This window comes from Asticcacaulis taihuensis, assembly GCF_900100255.1.
Lineage (GTDB): Bacteria > Pseudomonadota > Alphaproteobacteria > Caulobacterales > Caulobacteraceae > Asticcacaulis > Asticcacaulis taihuensis.
Window position 1 is genome coordinate 1,117,994 of record NZ_FMTS01000001.1, and the last position, 17,576, is coordinate 1,135,569.

Annotated in this window: 19 protein-coding genes and 1 tRNA gene; 14 read left to right on the plus strand and 6 right to left on the minus strand. The window is 60.2% G+C overall.

Annotation, left to right across the window (positions count from 1 at the left end):
* Nucleotides 1-3: 3 nt before the first annotated feature.
* A complete protein-coding gene (locus tag BLO49_RS05245; RefSeq protein WP_090645077.1) occupies nt 4-189 on the minus strand; it encodes a hypothetical protein in 186 nt (61 codons plus the stop codon).
* A 136-nt stretch (nt 190-325) separates the two neighbouring features.
* On the opposite strand from BLO49_RS05245, the gene BLO49_RS05250 reads away from it, so the two are divergent.
* Entirely contained in the window at nt 326-1,003 is a 678-nt protein-coding gene (locus BLO49_RS05250) for an NAD-dependent deacylase (protein WP_090645080.1), read from the plus strand.
* On the opposite strand, the gene BLO49_RS05255 is transcribed toward BLO49_RS05250, so the two are convergent.
* Nucleotides 996-1,526 (minus strand): hypothetical protein, encoded by a 531-nt coding sequence (locus BLO49_RS05255; protein ID WP_090645083.1) that lies wholly within the window; start codon nt 1,524-1,526, stop codon nt 996-998. The genes BLO49_RS05250 and BLO49_RS05255 overlap by 8 nt on opposite strands.
* A 21-nt stretch (nt 1,527-1,547) precedes the next feature.
* Nucleotides 1,548-3,110, minus strand: coding sequence for a sensor histidine kinase (locus BLO49_RS05260; RefSeq protein ID WP_090645086.1), 1,563 nt, complete (start codon nt 3,108-3,110; stop codon nt 1,548-1,550).
* Nucleotides 3,111-3,290: 180 nt separating this feature from the next.
* Between BLO49_RS05260 and rpmH the strand changes: the two genes are divergently transcribed.
* The 9 genes from rpmH (at nt 3,291) to BLO49_RS05305 (ending at nt 9,995) form a co-directional block, all read left to right on the plus strand.
* Nucleotides 3,291-3,431, plus strand: a complete 141-nt coding sequence (gene rpmH, locus BLO49_RS05265) for a 50S ribosomal protein L34 (RefSeq protein ID WP_018080783.1) — start codon at nt 3,291-3,293, stop codon at nt 3,429-3,431.
* A gap of 95 nt (nt 3,432-3,526) precedes the next feature.
* Nucleotides 3,527-3,916: a ribonuclease P protein component gene (rnpA, locus tag BLO49_RS05270; protein WP_090645089.1), complete on the plus strand. Its 390-nt coding sequence runs from the start codon at nt 3,527-3,529 to the stop codon at nt 3,914-3,916.
* On the plus strand, nt 3,913-5,775 hold the full coding sequence (gene yidC / locus BLO49_RS05275) for a membrane protein insertase YidC (RefSeq protein ID WP_090645091.1): 1,863 nt from the start codon (nt 3,913-3,915) through the stop codon (nt 5,773-5,775). Before rnpA ends, yidC begins: the two co-directional genes overlap by 4 nt.
* Nucleotides 5,772-6,419, plus strand: a complete 648-nt coding sequence (yihA, locus tag BLO49_RS05280; RefSeq protein ID WP_090645094.1) for a ribosome biogenesis GTP-binding protein YihA/YsxC — start codon at nt 5,772-5,774, stop codon at nt 6,417-6,419. Before yidC ends, yihA begins: the two co-directional genes overlap by 4 nt.
* A 60-nt stretch (nt 6,420-6,479) precedes the next feature.
* Nucleotides 6,480-7,082: a hypothetical protein gene (locus BLO49_RS05285; protein WP_090645097.1), complete on the plus strand. Its 603-nt coding sequence runs from the start codon at nt 6,480-6,482 to the stop codon at nt 7,080-7,082.
* Between the two features lie 123 nt (nt 7,083-7,205).
* A complete protein-coding gene (gene argB, locus BLO49_RS05290) occupies nt 7,206-8,141 on the plus strand; it encodes an acetylglutamate kinase (protein WP_090645100.1) in 936 nt (311 codons plus the stop codon).
* Between the two features lie 117 nt (nt 8,142-8,258).
* On the plus strand, nt 8,259-8,912 hold the full coding sequence (locus BLO49_RS05295; RefSeq protein ID WP_090645103.1) for a pyrimidine 5'-nucleotidase: 654 nt from the start codon (nt 8,259-8,261) through the stop codon (nt 8,910-8,912).
* A 70-nt stretch (nt 8,913-8,982) separates the two neighbouring features.
* Nucleotides 8,983-9,846, plus strand: a complete 864-nt coding sequence (gene dapD, locus BLO49_RS05300; protein ID WP_090646156.1) for a 2,3,4,5-tetrahydropyridine-2,6-dicarboxylate N-succinyltransferase — start codon at nt 8,983-8,985, stop codon at nt 9,844-9,846.
* Nucleotides 9,847-9,920: 74 nt separating this feature from the next.
* Nucleotides 9,921-9,995: transfer RNA gene (locus BLO49_RS05305), tRNA-Glu, on the plus strand.
* Nucleotides 9,996-10,148: 153 nt separating this feature from the next.
* Here BLO49_RS05305 and clpB read toward each other — a convergent pair.
* Nucleotides 10,149-12,731 (minus strand): ATP-dependent chaperone ClpB, encoded by a 2,583-nt coding sequence (clpB, locus tag BLO49_RS05310; protein ID WP_090645106.1) that lies wholly within the window; start codon nt 12,729-12,731, stop codon nt 10,149-10,151.
* A 172-nt stretch (nt 12,732-12,903) separates the two neighbouring features.
* Here clpB and BLO49_RS05315 point away from each other — a divergent pair, with 172 nt between their 5' ends.
* From BLO49_RS05315 to BLO49_RS05335, 4 genes are all read left to right on the plus strand, one after another.
* Nucleotides 12,904-13,170, plus strand: coding sequence for a hypothetical protein (locus BLO49_RS05315; protein WP_090645109.1), 267 nt, complete (start codon nt 12,904-12,906; stop codon nt 13,168-13,170).
* Entirely contained in the window at nt 13,167-14,015 is an 849-nt protein-coding gene (locus BLO49_RS05320; protein WP_090645112.1) for an SDR family oxidoreductase, read from the plus strand. The genes BLO49_RS05315 and BLO49_RS05320 overlap by 4 nt, the downstream gene beginning before the upstream one ends.
* 28 nt (nt 14,016-14,043) lie before the next feature.
* Nucleotides 14,044-14,844 carry an SDR family NAD(P)-dependent oxidoreductase gene (locus BLO49_RS05325; RefSeq protein ID WP_090645115.1) on the plus strand — a complete coding sequence of 267 codons (801 nt, stop codon included), beginning with the start codon at nt 14,044-14,046 and terminating at the stop codon, nt 14,842-14,844.
* Between the two features lie 305 nt (nt 14,845-15,149).
* Nucleotides 15,150-16,736 (plus strand): GMC oxidoreductase, encoded by a 1,587-nt coding sequence (locus BLO49_RS05335; RefSeq protein ID WP_090645122.1) that lies wholly within the window; start codon nt 15,150-15,152, stop codon nt 16,734-16,736.
* Here the strand turns inward: BLO49_RS05335 and BLO49_RS05340 are convergent.
* Both BLO49_RS05340 and BLO49_RS05345 read right to left on the minus strand, forming a co-directional pair.
* Nucleotides 16,725-17,105: a type II toxin-antitoxin system VapC family toxin gene (locus BLO49_RS05340; protein ID WP_090645125.1), complete on the minus strand. Its 381-nt coding sequence runs from the start codon at nt 17,103-17,105 to the stop codon at nt 16,725-16,727. The two genes, BLO49_RS05335 and BLO49_RS05340, sit on opposite strands and share 12 nt — an antisense overlap.
* The gene (locus BLO49_RS05345; protein ID WP_090645127.1) at nt 17,102-17,467 is read right to left on the minus strand and encodes an AbrB/MazE/SpoVT family DNA-binding domain-containing protein; all 366 of its coding nucleotides are present in this window, start codon (nt 17,465-17,467) and stop codon (nt 17,102-17,104) included. The genes BLO49_RS05340 and BLO49_RS05345 overlap by 4 nt, the downstream gene beginning before the upstream one ends.
* Nucleotides 17,468-17,576 lie beyond the last annotated feature (109 nt).

Here is a 17,576-nt window from a genome sequence, read left to right on the forward strand (position 1 = left end):
GCTTCACGGCGCCTTGAAAGCGGTCAGGGCCTGCAAATTGATCGCGTGATTATCCCAGGCGTCAAGCACCAGCAGCAGCCTTGCGTAATAGTCATCAGGATCGATAAGGCCCGCCCTGTACTGGCGCAGCAGGAAGCCGAGATAATCGGCCAGGGCCTGTTCACGATCAAATTCAGCGTGGCCTTCCATTTCTCTCTCCCTTGAGCGGGCGGCATGATGGCCAAAGCGATGTCTTCATCAGGTGCATCAGTCGTGTAAAATCTCCATTAGGTTCTCTTTTTAAATAGAATTTGACTTGGCCGCGGGGCGATATCTAACCTGCGGCATGAGCAGGATCGTCATTCTTACTGGTGCGGGCATTTCAGCGGAATCGGGCGTACCGACCTTTCGGGCCTCGGATGGCCTGTGGTGCGGGCACCGGGTCGAGGCCGTGGCAACGCCGGAAGGCTTTGCCGCCAATCCGGCCCTGGTGCAGGATTTCTACAACCAGCGTCGCCGGCAACTGGCCGAGGTCCAACCCAATGCTGCCCATCACGCCCTGGCGCGGCTGGCCGCTGATCCCGCCCATGAGGTGCTGGTGGTGACACAGAATGTCGATGACCTGCATGACCGCGCGCATAGGGCGGCAGGCGCTACGCCACCTCTGCATATGCACGGCGAGTTGCTGAAAGCCCGCCATATCGTCACCGGCGCGGTACAGGACTGGCATAGCGATATCCCCGTCGAGTTGGATCTGCGCCCGCATATCGTCTGGTTTGGCGAAATGCCCCTGGAGATGGATCGTATCGAGCGCGCACTGGATGCCTGCGACCTGTTCCTCTCCATCGGCACCTCCGGCAATGTCTATCCGGCGGCGGGCTTCGTCTCGGCGGCCAAACACGCCGGCGCCCATACGGTTGAGCTCAATCTGGAGCCATCGCTCGGCCACAGCCTCTTCGATAAAAAGATACTGGGACCAGCCACGCAGGTGGTGCCGGACTATATAGAGCGATTGCTCAGCTAACCGTCAGAGACCGGCAGCCCAGGCTTTCAAACCGCATCAAAAGGTCTGCCAGGGCCGTCACCGGCGCGGTGCCGAAATCGACCGTCACCTGCGCGGAATCGACCTTCAATGAGTGGATACAGGCGGAAAAGCGCGTATCCGGATCGAAGGTTGTTTCTTCCGGATCGAACCAGGTCTCGAACCATTCGGCGAAGTCACTGGCCAGCAGGGTGCGGTCATTGGACGTGACCGTGACATCGTTCCACACCAGCCGGGTGACCGTCATATCCATCTCACCCAGCGACACCTCGACCGGATCGAAGGTGACCTCCTCGTCCGGCGCCAGCTCGACCACATGGCCGTCATCGTCATTCGAGGCGAAATCGGCGCAGAAATAGTTGCGGTAGAACTCGCTGTCGCCGGAAATCTGGAGCTTGACCTCGGCCGCACCCTGCTCGAACAGCGCCGACTGTTTATCGACAAAATCGACAAACTGACCGACATAGCTGTCCCGCGCCAGTTCCAGCAGTTCCTCAAATTCCACGCTATTTCCTCATGGCTGCGTTCAGGGTTTCAGCGGCAGGCGCACTTCAAAGGTTGTGCCGTCCGTGCCCGTGCTGACCAGACGGACATCGCCGCCATGCAGTTGCGCCAGTTCGCGGCCAATGGCAAGGCCAAGGCCGGAGCCGCCCGGCGTCGAGCTGGAGGTAAAGGGCTGGAACAGCTTTTCACGCAGCTTTTCCGGAATGCCGGGGCCATTGTCCGAAACGATCAGCAGGACCTCTTCGCTGGTCTTGATCGCGGTCAGGGTGACGCGCCCGCGCACCTTGCGGTTCGGCTGCAATTCGATGGCCTGACGGGCATTGCGCATCAGATTGACCAGAATGCGGTGCAGTTGCTCCGGATCGACCTCCAGGTTGAACCCCTTGGCCACGCGCGAGACAAAGCGCACCCCCTCTGGCGCCAGACCGGCGTCTTCGGCGGCAGCTTCGGCCAACTCTTTAAGCCGGACAATCTGGATCTGCGGTGTCTGCTCGTCCGACTTGCCATATGTCAGGACGTTCTGCGCCAGTGATACCGCCCTGTCGAGCGCCCGTTCCAGTCGCGGCAGGGCCTTGGCCACGGTCGGGTCAGCGGAATTGGCCAGGCGGTCGGAAGCCATCTGCGCCGCCGTCAGCATGTTGCGCAGGTCGTGATTGATCTTGGAAACCGCCTGCCCCAGCGCCGCCAGACGCGCCCGCGAGCGCAGGGCCTGGCGCACCTCTTCCTGCATCGAGGCCATTTCGCGTTCGATCTGGCCGATCTCGTCCGGCCGGCCGGAAGGCCGGGGCGCCGCGGTGGCGTCTTCCGGATTGGACTTGAAGCGGACAATGCTCTTGGTCAGTTGCCGAATCGGCCGCACGATAAAGACCGACAGGCCGATAAAGACCAGGAAACCGGCCAGGAACGAGATGCTTAAAGATACCCGCAACATGCTGCCGAGGCTGGACTTCAGATAGGTCTTGAGCGGTTCCGCCCTGACGACGATTTCGATTTCCTGGCCGCCGCGCACCTTGGGCTGCGCCACCACATGGATCAGGCGGTCGGAGCGTCCCATGAAGGTATTCCATGGCGCCCACAGATAGAGAATGTCATGCCACAGGTTCTTGTGCGACAGGCGCAGATCCAGCACCTCTTCCGGCACGCCGACGCGCGAATCATAAAGCCGGTAGCTTTCGCCATTGATCTCAACCGCCAGGTACAGCACGCCGGCACTGCGGCGAAGCTGGTTGGAGACTTCCTTGGAGACGGCGTTATTTTGCGCCACGTCGATCGATTGCGACACCAGTTCGGCCTGGCGCACGCGATCGAGCAACCAGCGCTCATGGTCGGAGGCCAGCGACGGAATGACGATCACCGCCTCGACGATGGCGATGAAGAGGGCGGTCAGGATCAACAGTTGTCCCGACAGGCTGAAGACGAACTTCCGAGCCAGTTGAAAACCCAGCACACCGTATTTTACTGAAAAGGCAGCGATCAGGCGTGCGGCATGGCTCAGGCGCTCGGCATAGAACCCGGCCCGCCTGACCGGTTTGCGGGGCCTGTCCGGCCTCAGGTAATTACCGCCTGATTTGCCCTGATCGAACACGTAAACCTTTGATCCTGATACTGCTTCGTTGTATATATAGCAGAATTTCCGCATGACAGACGCATTTTCGCGGAATCGAGCCAAATATTATTGACAAGGCTGTGTGGCTGGACTATCCACGCGCCTCTTTACGCAATTCCGGCCCTCCACAGGGCCCGCCTGAACCAATCGGAGCCCCCTATGGGAACGAAACGTACCTATCAGCCGAGCCGCCTCGTGCGCAAGCGCCGCCACGGCTACCGCACCCGCATGGCCACCAAGAACGGCCAGAAGATCGTCGCCCGCCGCCGCGCCAAGGGCCGCAAGCGCCTGACCGCTTAATAGCGTCTTCGTACTGCTGTGATTTTGAGAAGAGTCCTTAAGTCGCTTAAGGACTCTTCTTGTATTTCCGGCCTGGCTTATCATTTTAAGCACGCATGATCCCTCGTCTCAAAATCCGCGCAGAGTTCGTGGCCGTCTCGAAGGCCGCCTGGCAGGCCCGCCCCGGCGTGGTCGTGCAGGCAAAGCCGCGCGAAGATGAGGCTATCAAGGTCGGCTTCACCTGCACGAAAAAAGTCGGCAATGCCGTGGTGCGCAATCGCTGCAAGCGCCGTTTGCGCGAAGCCGCTGAACAGATGATTCCGCAATTTGGCCTGCCAGGGCACGATTATGTGCTGATCGCCCGCGCCGACACGGTTTCGCGTGACTGGCAGGCTTTACTTGACGATGTCAAAGCCGCCCTGATAAGGCTCGCTGCGAAGCCAGTGGCCCGCCCTAAGGCCCCAAAACCCGAAGACTCTTCCCAGGAAACAAAGACTGTTCGATGAATAACACGACCGACAACAAGAATATGATCTATTTCCTGGTTATCAGCATGGCCGTGCTGGCAATCTATCAGTTCTTCGTCTTTGGGCCGCAACAGAAGAAGCGTGAAGCCGCCATGCAGGTCGCCGCCGCCGCGTCTTCAAGTGCCGCGGCCAAGGGCCTGCCGCTTGGCGGCGTCTCGACCACGCTCACCCGCGAGCAGGCCCTGGCCACCTCGCCGCGCATCACGATCAGCACGCCTTCGCTAAAGGGCTCGATTGCCCTGAAAGGTGCGCTGCTCGATGACCTATACATGATCAAGTACGACCAGACGGTCGAAAAGAAGAACGATCCGGTAGAACTGCTGACCCCTGCCGGCGCGAAGAATGCCTACTATGTGCAATCGGCCTATTTCGCTCAGAACGTCCCCGGAATGCCGGACAACAACACTGTCTGGACCCAGACGGGCGGCAGCGTGCTCAGCCCTGGCCATCCGGTTGTGCTCAGCTATGATAACGGAACGGGCCTGACCTTTACCCGCACCCTGAGCATCGACGCCAATTACATGATCACCGAGGATGACGCGGTGACCAATACCGGTGCCGCACCGGTCAGCTTCCAGCCGTTCTCGGTCGTCATGCGCAGCGGTATGCCCGCCGATGCCGGCAAGAACGCCGTGGTCCACGAAGGCGCCATCGCCACCTATTCCAAGACCATGGACAAGCCGAAGCTCGGCGATTACCGCACGGCCTCTCTGAAATACAAGGATATGGCCAAGCCCAAGGACGGCAAGGCACTGGAAAGCCAGGATTCGGTCGGCGGCTGGTATGGGATCACCGACAAGTACTGGATGGCGGCCGTCATCCCCAACCAGACCCAGGCCGTTTCCTATACCGCCAAGGCGATCGTCACCGACGGCGTGCCGGTGTTCCGCAGCGGCTATGTTGACGCCCCGGTCACCGTCGCCCCTGGCCAGACCTGGAAGGCGCAATCGCACGTTTTTGCCGGCGCCAAGCAGAATACCCAGCTTCAAGCCTATGAAGACAGCCTGCACATCCCGCGCTTCCATTGGGCCGTGGACTGGGGGATGCTCTCCATCATCACCTACCCGATGTACTGGCTGCTCGATAAGCTCTATGCCTTCCTCGGCAATTTCGGCTTCGCCATCCTGGCCCTGACCGTTATCGTCAAGGTCGTCTTCTATCCGCTGGCCCATCGTTCCTACGAATCGATGACCAAGATGCGCCAGGTGCAGGATCGCCTGAAGCCGAAGCTTGACGCCATCAAGAAGCGCTTCCCGGACGACATGCAGAAGCAGCAGGAAGCGACCATGGCCCTCTATCAGGAGGAAAAGGTCAATCCGATGGCCGGCCTTGGCGGCTGCCTGCCCATGCTGCTGCAAATCCCGGTCTTCTGGTCGCTGTACAAGGTGCTGCAACTGGCCATCGAAATGCGCCACGCTCCCTTCTTCGGCTGGATCAACGACCTGTCGGCGCCCGATTCCACCACCATCATCAACCTCTTCGGCCTGCTGCCGTTCGACCCGGCCACCGTGCCGCTGATCGGCACTATCCTTGCCGGTCCGCTGCATATCGGCGTCGTCGCCATCCTTTATGGCTGCTCGATGTGGCTGAGCCAGCAGATGACGCCCATGACCGGCGTCGATCCGATGCAGAAGAAGATGATGGCCTTCATGCCGCTCATGCTGACCTTCTTCATGGCCCACGTCGCTGTCGGACTGATCATCTACTGGATCTGGTCCAACATCCTGACCATCCTGCAGCAATATTCCATCATGCACCGCCTCAAGGTGTCGAACCCGATCGATACCGGCTTCCAGAAGCTCGGCGAGATGATGAACAAGGGCAAGAAAGCGGCGTGAGCGAAGAAGAGCAATACGCCGAGGCATTAGAGGCCGCGCGGGTGCTTTTCGCCCGCCCGGTCTCTTTCGTCATGGGCGCCGTATCCGTGGCGCAACTGCCGCCCGACGAGCTGCCGGAAGTCGCCTTCGCCGGCCGCTCCAATGTCGGCAAGTCGTCACTGATCAATGCCCTGGTCGGCCAGAAATACCTGGCCCGCGCCTCAAACGAGCCGGGCCGTACGCGCGAACTGAACTTTTTCCTGCTCAATGACGCCATGCACATGGTCGACCTGCCAGGCTATGGCTGGGCACGCGCCTCCAAGACCACGGTCAAGAAGTTCCAGAACCTGGGCCGTGATTATCTGCGCGGCCGTCCGAACCTCAAGCGCGCCTACTTGCTGATCGATTCGCGCCATGGTCTGAAAGAGGTCGATAACGAGCCGATGGATGCGCTGGATAAGGCCGCCGTCAGTTACCAGATCGTTCTGACCAAGGCCGACAAGATCAAGCCGGCGGAACTGGCGAAGGTAATCGAGGCCACGCAGAACGCCATCAAAAAGCGCCCGGCGGCCCACCCGGTCGTGCTGGCCACTTCGTCGGAAACCGGCTTCGGTATTCCGGAACTGCGCCTGGAAATCATGCAGACCTGTGAAGTTTCGCTGTAAGCCGGCTATAATTGCGCCTCCGGCCAGACGTGATATTCTGCCCCCGAAAGAGGTGCCGTCATGGGTCTGGAAGCTGAAAGCGAAGTACGGGTCGGGCACGACAGCCATCACGCCCACGCCCTGCTGGAGAGCCGCGAACTAACCTTACGCGGTGCGTTCAAAAAGACTTTGCCCATTGCCGAACTGAAAGACCCGCGCGTGGTCAATCACGAACTGCTGTTTGAGCATAACGGCCTGGCCTATGCCCTGGCCCTGCCGGAAGGTCAGGCGGCAAAGTGGCTGAAAAAGCTGACAACCGAGCCGCCTTCCCTGGCGCAGAAGCTGGGCGTTGATGCCGGCCACAGGGCGCTTGTCTGGGGGCAGATTGGTGACGGGCCGCTCAATGACGCCCTGATCAATGCGGTCACCACCGATCCGGCCTGTGCCGCCCTGTCCATCGTCGTGGCCCTGACCCCGGCCGACCTCAATGCCGGCCTGGCCGAGGTCACGCAGCGCCTGCCGCACGCGCCGATCTGGATCGTCTATCCCAAGGGCGCCACATCCAGCTTGCCGGAATCGGCGGTTCGCACCCATATGCGGGCGCTGAATTTCATCGATTCCAAAACCTGCGCCGTCTCCGACACGCTGACCGCCACGCGGTTTTCGTCCAGAAAGCCTAAGTGAAAACCGGCGTAAGCTGAAAAAATTCATGACAGCGACACATGTATCCTGTATGGCGCGGGTGCTCTCTTTTGTCGCATTTCGGGCGAGAAAAGTGGCGTCCACTTTTCTCTGAAATGCTGACCTATGATCATCCAGACCGAAATCGACTCCGCTGAAGAACGTGGCTGGGCCACCGCCAAGCAACTGGCCGAAGCCCTGCCCTATATCCAGATCTACGACCGTGAGATCGTGACGATCAAGTACGGCGGCCATGCCATGGGCGAGGCTGAAACGGCTAAGATCTTCGCCTCCGATATCGTGCTTCTGAAGCTGCTGGGTATCCATCCGGTGGTCGTCCACGGCGGCGGGCCGCAGATTTCCTCGATGCTCGGCCGCGCCGGGGTCAAATCGACCTTCATCGACGGCCTGCGCGTAACGGACGACGCCACCATGGAAATCGCCGAAATGGTGCTTTCGGGCGCGGTCAACAAGGAGATCGCCAACTGGATCACCCAGGCGGGCCGCGAGGCCGATGTCCGCGGCGTCGGTCTTTCCGGTAAGGATGCCGGCCTAATCACGGTCGAGAAGGCCACGCGCATCAAGAAAGATCCGGATTCGATGATCGAGCAGGTCGTCGATCTCGGCTTCGTCGGCGAACCAAAGACGGTCGACGACAAACTGATCCGCACCCTGATCGACGATCCGAACCATGACTATGTGCCGGTCATCGCCCCGATCGGCGTGTCGGAAGACGGCCACACCTTCAATATCAATGCCGATACCGTGGCGGGCGCCGTCGCCGGCAAGCTCAATGCCAAGCGCATGTTGCTGCTGACCGATATCGCCGGCGTGCTCGATGAGAACAAGAACTTGATCCGCCAGATGACCATTTCGGAAGCGAAGGGCCTGATTGAATCGGGCGTCGCCGTCGGCGGCATGATCCCCAAGCTGGAAACCGCCATCATGGCGGTGGAATCCGGCGTCGAGGCTGTGGTTATCCTCGATGGCCGCCGCCCGCACGCCATGCTGGTCGAACTGTTCACCGAACACGGCGCCGGTACATTGATTACCGCTGACTGAAAGTCGGCGTAATCAGCTTTTCTTTTTGCGTTCAGTCGCCACGCAGGCTTTCCTCGCAACGGCTCGGGCGCGCAGTCGCGCTTGCCAAATCGCAGGCGCGATTTGGAGGTCTGTGACATGCACCCCGCCCTCGCCCACGTCGACACCTGGATCTTCGATCTCGACCAGACCCTTTACCCGCATGAAGCCAATATCATGTCGCAGGTCGAGGAAAAGATGGCCGCTTTCATGGTCCGTCAGACCGGCCTGGCCCCGGCGGAAGCCGCGATCCTGCGTGACCAGTATCTCCATGAGCACGGCACCACGCTCGCCGGACTGGTCGCCTATCACAATATCGACCCGTATGTATTCCTGAACGAAGTCCACGATGTCTCGCTCGATACCCTGGCGCCCGATCCCGATTTGAACGGCCTAATCCACGCCCTGCCCGGCCGCAAGCTGGTCTTTACCAATGGCGACGAGCGCCACGCCATCCGCCTGCTCGACCACATGCAGATGGCCGACCTGTTCCACGGGATCTTCCATCTCGAACATGCCGACTGGATTCCCAAGCCGGCCCTGCAAACTTTTGAGAAGATGATGGCCGTCCATGCCGTTCATCCCGGCACATCCGCCTTCTTCGAGGACAGCCCGAAGAACCTCAAGCCCGCGCATCACCTGGGTATGAAAACCGTCCTTGTCGGGCCTAAAGCGACCGTCAATACCGATCCGCACGTCGATTTCCGCAGCCCCTCCCTGAAAGCCTTTCTGAGTGATTTTCAAGCGAATTAGGGCTTGATCCTCCGGCGCTTGCGGCCTATGGCCTAGCCATCTTTTTCCCACTCATCAGATGAGCACAGCCATGTCCGACCTCGCCGCCTTCAAGGATGATATCGAAGCCGCCTGGGAGGTCCGCGACACCCTGTCGCCCACCTATCAGGGGGCCTATCGCCAGGCCGTCATGGGCGCCATCGATCTGATCGACAGCGGCCGTTTCCGTGTCGCCGAAAAGAAGGACGGCCAGTGGATCACGCATGACTGGCTGAAAAAGGCTGTGCTCCTGTCCTTCCGCCTCAATGGCAATGAACTGATGCACACCGGCCGCGGCCTCTTCGAGCAGGCGCCGATCGGCCCCTTCTGGGACAAGGTGCCGAACAAGTTCGCCAAGTGGAACGTGAAGGATTTCACCGAGGCCGGTTTCCGCGCCGTGCCGGGCGCCATTGTCCGCGCCGGCGCCTTTATCGGCAAGAACGTCGTGCTGATGCCGTCCTTCGTCAATATCGGCGCCTATGTCGATGAAGGCACCATGGTCGATGCCTGGGCCACGGTCGGTTCCTGCGCCCAGATCGGCAAGAACGTCCACCTGTCGGGCGGCGTCGGCATCGGCGGCGTGCTGGAGCCATTGCAGGCCTCCCCCACCATTATTGAAGACAACTGCTTCATCGGCGCACGTTCGGAAGTGGTCGAGGGCTGCATCATCCGCGAAGGCTCGGTGCTCGGCATGGGCGTTTATATCGGCAAATCGACCCGCATCGTCGACCGCGCCACCGGTGAAGTCACCTATGGCGAAGTACCGCCCTATTCAGTGGTCGTGGCTGGCTCGATGCCTTCGGCGAGCGCGGGTTCCAACGCGGCCTCGCCCAGCCTCTACTGCGCGGTCATCGTCAAGCGCGTCGATGCCCAGACCCGCTCAAAGACCGGTATCAACGAACTGCTCCGCGACTAAATCACCTGTGTAAAAAATTCTCCGGGGCTTGACCGATTCCTCCGGATCGGTCAAAGAACCGCCTCTGCCGATGCGGTCCCTTCGTCTATCGGTTAGGACGTCAGGTTTTCAACCTGAAAAGAGGGGTTCGACTCCCCTAGGGACTGCCAGCAGACCTCCAAAAAAGTTATGGGGTTTGGGGCCAAAGAACGTTTCTTGGGGCCCTAAGACTTCTCTCTTTCACTAAAAAAGCCCCGTCCTATTGGACGAGGCTTTTTTAGTGAATAAGGCAAGGTTTGTAGGGCCACAGGCCCCACGCCCCGTTAATTGACGGTAGGCTTGCCGATCGTCAGGTGCTCCCCGTCGAAACCGACATGGATGACCTCACCGTCAGTCACCTCGCCGCTGAGGATCTTGCGGGCGATCTCATCGACCAGCAGCTTCTGGATCACCCGCTTCAGCGGGCGGGCGCCATAGGCCGGGTCATAGCCCTTGTCCGCCAGATAATTCAGCGCCGCATCGTCTATGCTCAGCGTCATTTCCCGGTCGGCCAGAAGCTTTTCCAGCCCCTTGAGCTGGATGCGGACGATATCGTGCATGTGCGCCCGGTCGAGGCGATGGAACAGGATCATCTCATCGATCCGGTTGAGGAATTCCGGCCGGAAATGCTTGCGCACCGCATTCAGCACCAGCGGACGCACCACCTCGATATCCCCATCCGGCTCCATATTGACCAGCACGTCCGAACCGAGGTTCGAGGTCATGACGATCAGGGTGTTGCGGAAATCGACCACACGCCCCTGTCCGTCGGTCAGGCGGCCGTCATCCAGCACCTGCAACAGGATATTGAACACGTCCGGGTGCGCCTTTTCGACCTCGTCGAACAGCACGACCTGATACGGCCGGCGGCGCACGGCTTCAGTCAGCGCCCCGCCTTCGTCATAACCGACATAGCCCGGAGGCGCGCCGATCATGCGCGAGACGGAGTGCTTCTCCATATATTCCGACATGTCGAGGCGGGTAATCGCCGTCTCGTCGTCGAACAGGAATTCGGCCAAAGCCTTGTTCAACTCGGTCTTGCCGACACCCGTAGGCCCCAGGAAGAGGAACGAACCGATCGGTCGGTTGGGGTCTTTCAGACCCGCCCGCGCCCGGCGCACCGCATCGGCCACGGCGGTCAGGGCTTCATCCTGACCGACGACACGGCCGCGCAACACATCTTCCATGCGCAGCAGCTTGTCACGCTCGCCTTCCAGCATCTTGTCAACCGGAATGCCGGTCCAGCGCGACACCACCTGCGCGATCTGGGTCGAATCGACCACTTCCGGCGTCAGCGGCGATTCCTCGCCCTGTGGCGCATTTTCCTCGCGCTCCAGCGCCTTTTCCAGCGCCGGAATGATACCGTACATGATCTCGGAGGCCTTTTGCAGGTCACCGGCGCGCTGGGCATTGGCCAGGTCGATACGCGCACGATCCAGGGCTTCGCGTGACCGCGCGGCTGAACCGACCTTGTCCTTTTCCGCCTTCCAGCGCGTGGTCAGGGCCAGGGATTTTTCTTCAAGCTCCTCCAGTTCCTCGGAAAGCTTTTCCAAGCGCGTCTTTGAGCCGGCGTCGGTTTCCTTTTGCAGGGCCTCGCGCTCGATCTTGAGCTGCACGATCCGGCGGTCCAGTTCGTCCAGTTCTTCCGGCTTGGAATCAACCGCCATGCGGACGCGTGAGGCCGCCTCATCGATCAGGTCGATGGCCTTGTCGGGCAGGAAACGGTCAGCGATATAGCGGTTGGACAGGGTCGCCGCCGACACGATGGCCGAGTCGGAAATGCGCACGCCATGGTGCACCTCGTACTTTTCCTTCAGGCCGCGCAGGATCGAGATGGTGTCCTCCACTGTCGGCTCAGTGACAAACACCGGCTGGAAGCGACGGGCGAGCGCCGGGTCTTTCTCGACGTGTTTGCGGTACTCATCGAGCGTGGTGGCGCCGACGCAGTGCAGTTCGCCACGCGCCAGGGCGGGCTTGAGCAGGTTCGAGGCATCCATGGCGCCATCGGATTTGCCGGCGCCGACAAGCGTGTGCATTTCGTCAATAAACAGCACGATCTGGCCCTCGGCCTGCGTCACCTCATTGAGCACGGCCTTGAGGCGTTCCTCAAATTCGCCGCGGTATTTGGCCCCGGCGATCAGGGCGCCCATGTCGAGCGACAGCAGCTTCTTGTCCTTCAGGGATTCCGGCACATCGCCATTAACGATGCGCTGCGCCAGGCCTTCGACGATGGCGGTCTTGCCGACGCCCGGTTCACCGATCAGCACCGGATTGTTCTTGGTGCGGCGGGCCAGAACCTGAATCGTCCGCCGGATTTCCTCGTCGCGGCCGATGACCGGATCGATCTTGCCATCGAGCGCCGCCTGGGTCAGGTCACGGGCATATTTCTTGAGCGCGTCAAAGCCGGCTTCGGCCGACGCGCTGTCGGCCGGCTTGCCCTTGCGGAACGCCGCCTGCGCGTCTTTCAGCTTGCCGAGCGAAATACCGGCGGCTTTCAGGGCTTCCGCGCCTTCCTTGTTGTCGGCGGCGGCGATCAGCAGGCGATCGGCGGTGACGAAGCTATCGCCGGCCTTGTTGGCTTCGGCCTCAGCGTCATTGAACAGCTTGGCGGTTTCGTTGGCCATATAGAGTTGACCTGCGCCCGTGACGGCGGGTAATTTGCCCAGGGCCAGATCGATCGAGGCGGCAAAGGCATCGGCGCGGCCGCCGGCCAACTGGATCAACTGGCTCGACAGCGAGTCTTTGTCTTCGGTCAGCGCTTTCAGCACATGGACCGGCGTGAAATACTGATGGTTGCGTGCCTGTGCGATTCCTTGCGCGCTTTGGATAAGCTTTTGTGTTTTCTCGGAATATTTTTCGATATTCATGTCTTTAAGGTCCCCATTCCGGCGGATGAATTTCCGGTTGTCCCTCAAAAGGCAACAACCCGATGGCTCCGATATGGTGTGACATTCGCACCACACAAGGGGCCGGCGCACCAGAATTATGGCCAATAAAAGAGACTGGTGTCACTGCGGCAAATTGCCTATAAAGCCGGGCATGAACCCCAGAATTTTCTACCCCGCCGCCGCCCTGATCGCGCTCCTGATGATCGCGCTGAGTTTCGTCTGGCCGCAGGGCCTGGGGCAAAGATCGCCCGCGCCGTTTGGGCACGCCATCGAGATTCCCGACTATTACCGCATGGTGAAGGAGCGCGATGCCCGCCGCAAGAAGCAGGCCGAAGAGCGCGCCCAGCGTGACAAGCTGAATGCCGTGCATCAGGCCGCGCAAGCTTCCGCTTCGGCTTTCGCCTCAGACGCCCCTTGAAACCCAGGCTGCTGATTTTCGGGTACGGTTTTATCGGCGCCGCCTTTGCCGATGCCACTCGCGCCGGCTATGATATCGTTGCCACGGCCCGCTCGCCGGAGAAGCGCAGTGAACTCACCGCGCAGGGCCTTACAGCCATTGATCCCACCGCCTTCGCCCCTTTGGCGGAAGCGCTCGAAAATACCGCCGGCATCTTGATCACCCCGGCGCCGGACGATACCGGCTGTCCGGCCTTTGCTACACTCTCCGATTTCGATCTGTCCGGCAAATGGGTCGGCTATCTCTCCACCACCGGCGTCTATGGGGATCGCGGCGGCGGCTGGGTGTTTGAGGATTCTTTGCTTCTGCCGACCTCGGCGGAAGGGCGGCGTCGCGTTCTGGCCGAAAGCCAGTGGCTCAGCGTCGGCGCGCATATCTTCCGTCTGCCGGGGCTTTACGGTCCTGGCCGCAATGTCATCGAACGCTTGAGGGACGGAACGGCCCGACGCATCCATAAGCCCGGCCATGTCTTTTCCCGCCTGCATCATGACGACTGCGCCACCGCCCTGATAGCCAGCCTGGCGCACCCCAGGCCCGGCGGCATCTATAATCTCTGCGACGATGAACCGGCGCCCGCCGATACGGTGCTTGAATATGCCGCGGCCCTGAGCGGTCTGCCCCTGCCGCCGGTCATCGCCTGGGACGATCCGACCTTAAGCGGCAAGATGCTGCGCTTCTATAACGATAACAAGCGCGTCTCCAATGCCCGCGCCAAGGCCGAACTCGGCTGGCGGCCGCAGTATCCGACATATCGGGACGGATTGAGCGCGATCCTGGCCTCTATACAAACCGGCAAAAAGGAATAGCGTCAGAACCGACTCACGGAGCAAGCCATTGCCGGCAAAAACCTACCTCATCACCGGCGCCTCTTCGGGTATCGGTGCCCAGTTCGCCCGGTCCTACGCCCGGCGCGGCATCAATCTGATCCTCGTGGCCCGCCGTCTCGACCGGTTGGAGGCCCTGGCCGCCGAACTTCGCGTGGCGCATGACATCGAAATCACCTGTCTGGACGCCGATCTCAGCGATCGCGCGCAGGTAAATGGCTTATTGACGCGTATCAAAGAGATGAACCTCCGCCCCGACGGCCTGATCAATAATGCCGGTTACTCCCTGGCCCATACCTTCGCCGCCACCACGGCGAAGCAGCAGCTTGATTTCATTGAGGTCTGTGTGGCAGCCCCGACCCTGCTGGCGCGCGAACTACTCGATCACATGCTGGCGCAGGGCTTCGGGCGGATCATCAATGTGTCTTCGATGGTTGCTTTTTCACCGGGCGCTTCCGGCCATACCCTCTATCCGGCGGCCAAGGCCTATATGTTGAAATTCTCGCGTTCCCTGGCCGCCGAGGTAGCCGGCAGGGGTGTCAAGGTCACCGCCCTCTGCCCCGGCTCGACCGAATCCGAATTTCAGCATTCAAACGGCATGGACGCGGTGCTCAAGACCCATCCAGCCCGTTTCGTCCAGACCGCCGAGGCCGTGGTGGAGGCCGCTATCCGCGCCAACGAGGCCGGACGTGAGGTCATCGTCACGGGCTGGACCAATAAACTGGCCGTCTTCCTGATGACCTACATGCCCGATGGCCTGATCACGCCGCTGATCCGCTGGGGCGCCCGAAAATATCAGATAGAAGAGTAACAATGCGCGGGATTCTGAATCGTATAGCCATTTTGGGCTTTTTACTCTGCTTAATAAGCATATTGTGCTTTTTCAGTTATGAAAAATATTTGGAGATGAACTCAATCTCCATTCCCTGCTCTCATCCGGAATTTATGTATATTGTTAAGGGCTCCCAAAAAGTATTCTGCATTAGCAATATAGAACATACACATTTCCAACTGTTAGAAGGCATTGCCATTCTGCTATCTGTTATTTTCATACCCCTGAGCGCCATTATTGCTCTCACCAGAAAGCAAGCCAAGAGCACAGGAAGCGTATAGTTTATGCCCGAAGCATTACAGACCGAATCCGAGCATTATGACCTGATCATCATTGGTTCCGGTGCCGGCGGCGGCACACTTGCCTATGCGCTGGCCAATACCGGCAAGCAGATCCTGATCCTGGAACGCGGTCAGGAACTGCCGGTCGAACCACAGAACTGGGACTCGAAAGCCGTCTTCGTCGATCACCGCTACCGAACAAGCGAACAGTGGCTCGACAAGACCAACAAGTCTTTCACACCCAATACCAACTACTGGGTCGGCGGCAACACCACCTTCTACGGCGCCGCCCTGATGCGGATGAAAAAGCGCGACTTCGAGGCAGTAGAGCACAGTGACGGCCTGTCTCCGGCCTGGCCACTAAGCTACGCGGACTTCGCACCCTGGTATGAAAAGGCCGAGGCCCTGTGGCGCGTCCATGGCGAACGCGGCATCGATCCGAACGATCAGCCCGAAGATCCGCCCTTTCCCTATCCGCCGCTCATCGACGATCCTGGCGTGGCGAAGCTGAAGCAACATTTCCAGGATCTCGGCTGGCATCCCTCGCCCCTGCCGCTCGGCATTAACCGCGATGATGCCCACCCACTGACCTCGCACTGCGTCCGCTGCACCACCTGCGGCGGCTATCCCTGCCTGCTCAAGGCCAAGAGCGATGCCCGCAGCATCGTTATCGATCCGATCCGAAACCTGCCGAATGTCACGATCCTGACCGGCCACAGGGTGAAGCACATAGAGGCGCACGACAAGGCGGTCACCGGCGTGGTCACCGAAACTGATGACGGCGCCCTTCAGACCTTCACTGGTGATCTCTATGCCCTGGCCGCCGGCGCCGCCAACAGCGCCGCCATCCTTCTGCAATCGGCGACGGCCGCGCACCCGAATGGCCTGGCCAACAGTTCCGGCCTGGTGGGGCGCAACTACATGTTCCACACCACCTCGGCGGTGATTTCGATCATGGCCGAACGCTTCGATTCGACCTTCCCCAAGACCTTCGCGGTCAATGATTTCTATTTTGGCGAAAAGGACTACCCCTACCCGATGGGGCAGATTCAGTTGCTCGAATACATGTCCGGCCAGACCCTGGAAGGCCAGATATCCGACATCCTGCCGCCGGCCCTGATCCCCGACTTCCTCAGCGACGACATCGCCCGTCACATGGTCGCCTTCCTGACCATGACCGAAGACCTGCCGCGCGAGGAAAACCGCGTCACCGTCACCGAAACCGGCCAGATCCGGCTGACCTACACGCCGAACAACCTGCCGGCCCATTTGCGCCTGACGCAAAAGCTGGAAAAGGCTTTGCAAAGCTTTAGCTTACGCCAGCACACCCTGTTCGAGCCGCATTTCCAGATCGATTCGCTGTTGCCGCTATACGGCACGGCGCACCAGTGCGGCACCCTGCGCTTCGGTAGAGACCCGTCGACCAGTGTGCTCGATATCAACTGCAAAGCCCACGATCTCGACAACCTCTATGTTGTCGACACGTCCTTCTTTGTCTCCAGTTCGTCGGTCAACCCGACACTCACGACGGTCGCCAATGCCCTCAGGGTTGGCGAGCATCTGAAGGCACGGCTGGGCTCAGCGAATTGAAGTGATCTCGATATCAAGGCCCAGGGTCAGCCACACACGATCAGCGGTGATCACTCGTCGTTTTTCCACCATACCCGTAGCCAGGCAGGCACGATCGCCCAGCGACAGTCCCTGTGATCGCGTCTGCGCCCGCAACTGACCAGTGACCATTGCATGTCGATCACTGAACGACAGAACTTCCACGCCTAATCCGGCAAACAGACCTTTGACATCACTTGGATCAAGGCCACGATCGGCGCATTTGGAATAGACTTCCGCCATGTTGACGGAACTGATCGCGGCCTCTCCCAACCAGGTAGCGACCATTTCGCTGCCGGGCTCTTTCAGAAGCAAGGCCAGGATGGCGGAGGCGTCAAGAATAGCGCTCATTCCCGCGCGGCTTCTGCACGGCGTTCCGCCAGCAGTTCATCAACCAGCGACGGCGCCTCACGCAATGGCGCAAAAAGGGTTTGCAGTTTTTCAAGCGCCACGGCCGGACTGAAAAGGCGCAACTCGCCATCAACCAGTTCGGCATTCAGCCTGCCGCTCTCATCGATCCTCATGGCGCGGCGCATTTCGGCGGGGATCAGAATGCGGCCATCCGCGCCGATTTGCAGATGAAGATGCAGGGGGGCAGCCGGCGCTTCGTGTACGCCATTGCCCGTCGTGTGCTGAACTTTCTGATATTCATAATCGCGCCGCCAATCGTTGTATTGCCGGCTGGCGGTGCGCTCCTGGATGCCTTCTTCCATCGCGTGTTTCAGGACTTCACGACGAACTGCCTTCCGGCTCTGATCTTTCGTGATTTCATCGGCAATTTGCCAAACGCGTAATGTATCGCCGCTCTTGGGTCGTAAAACA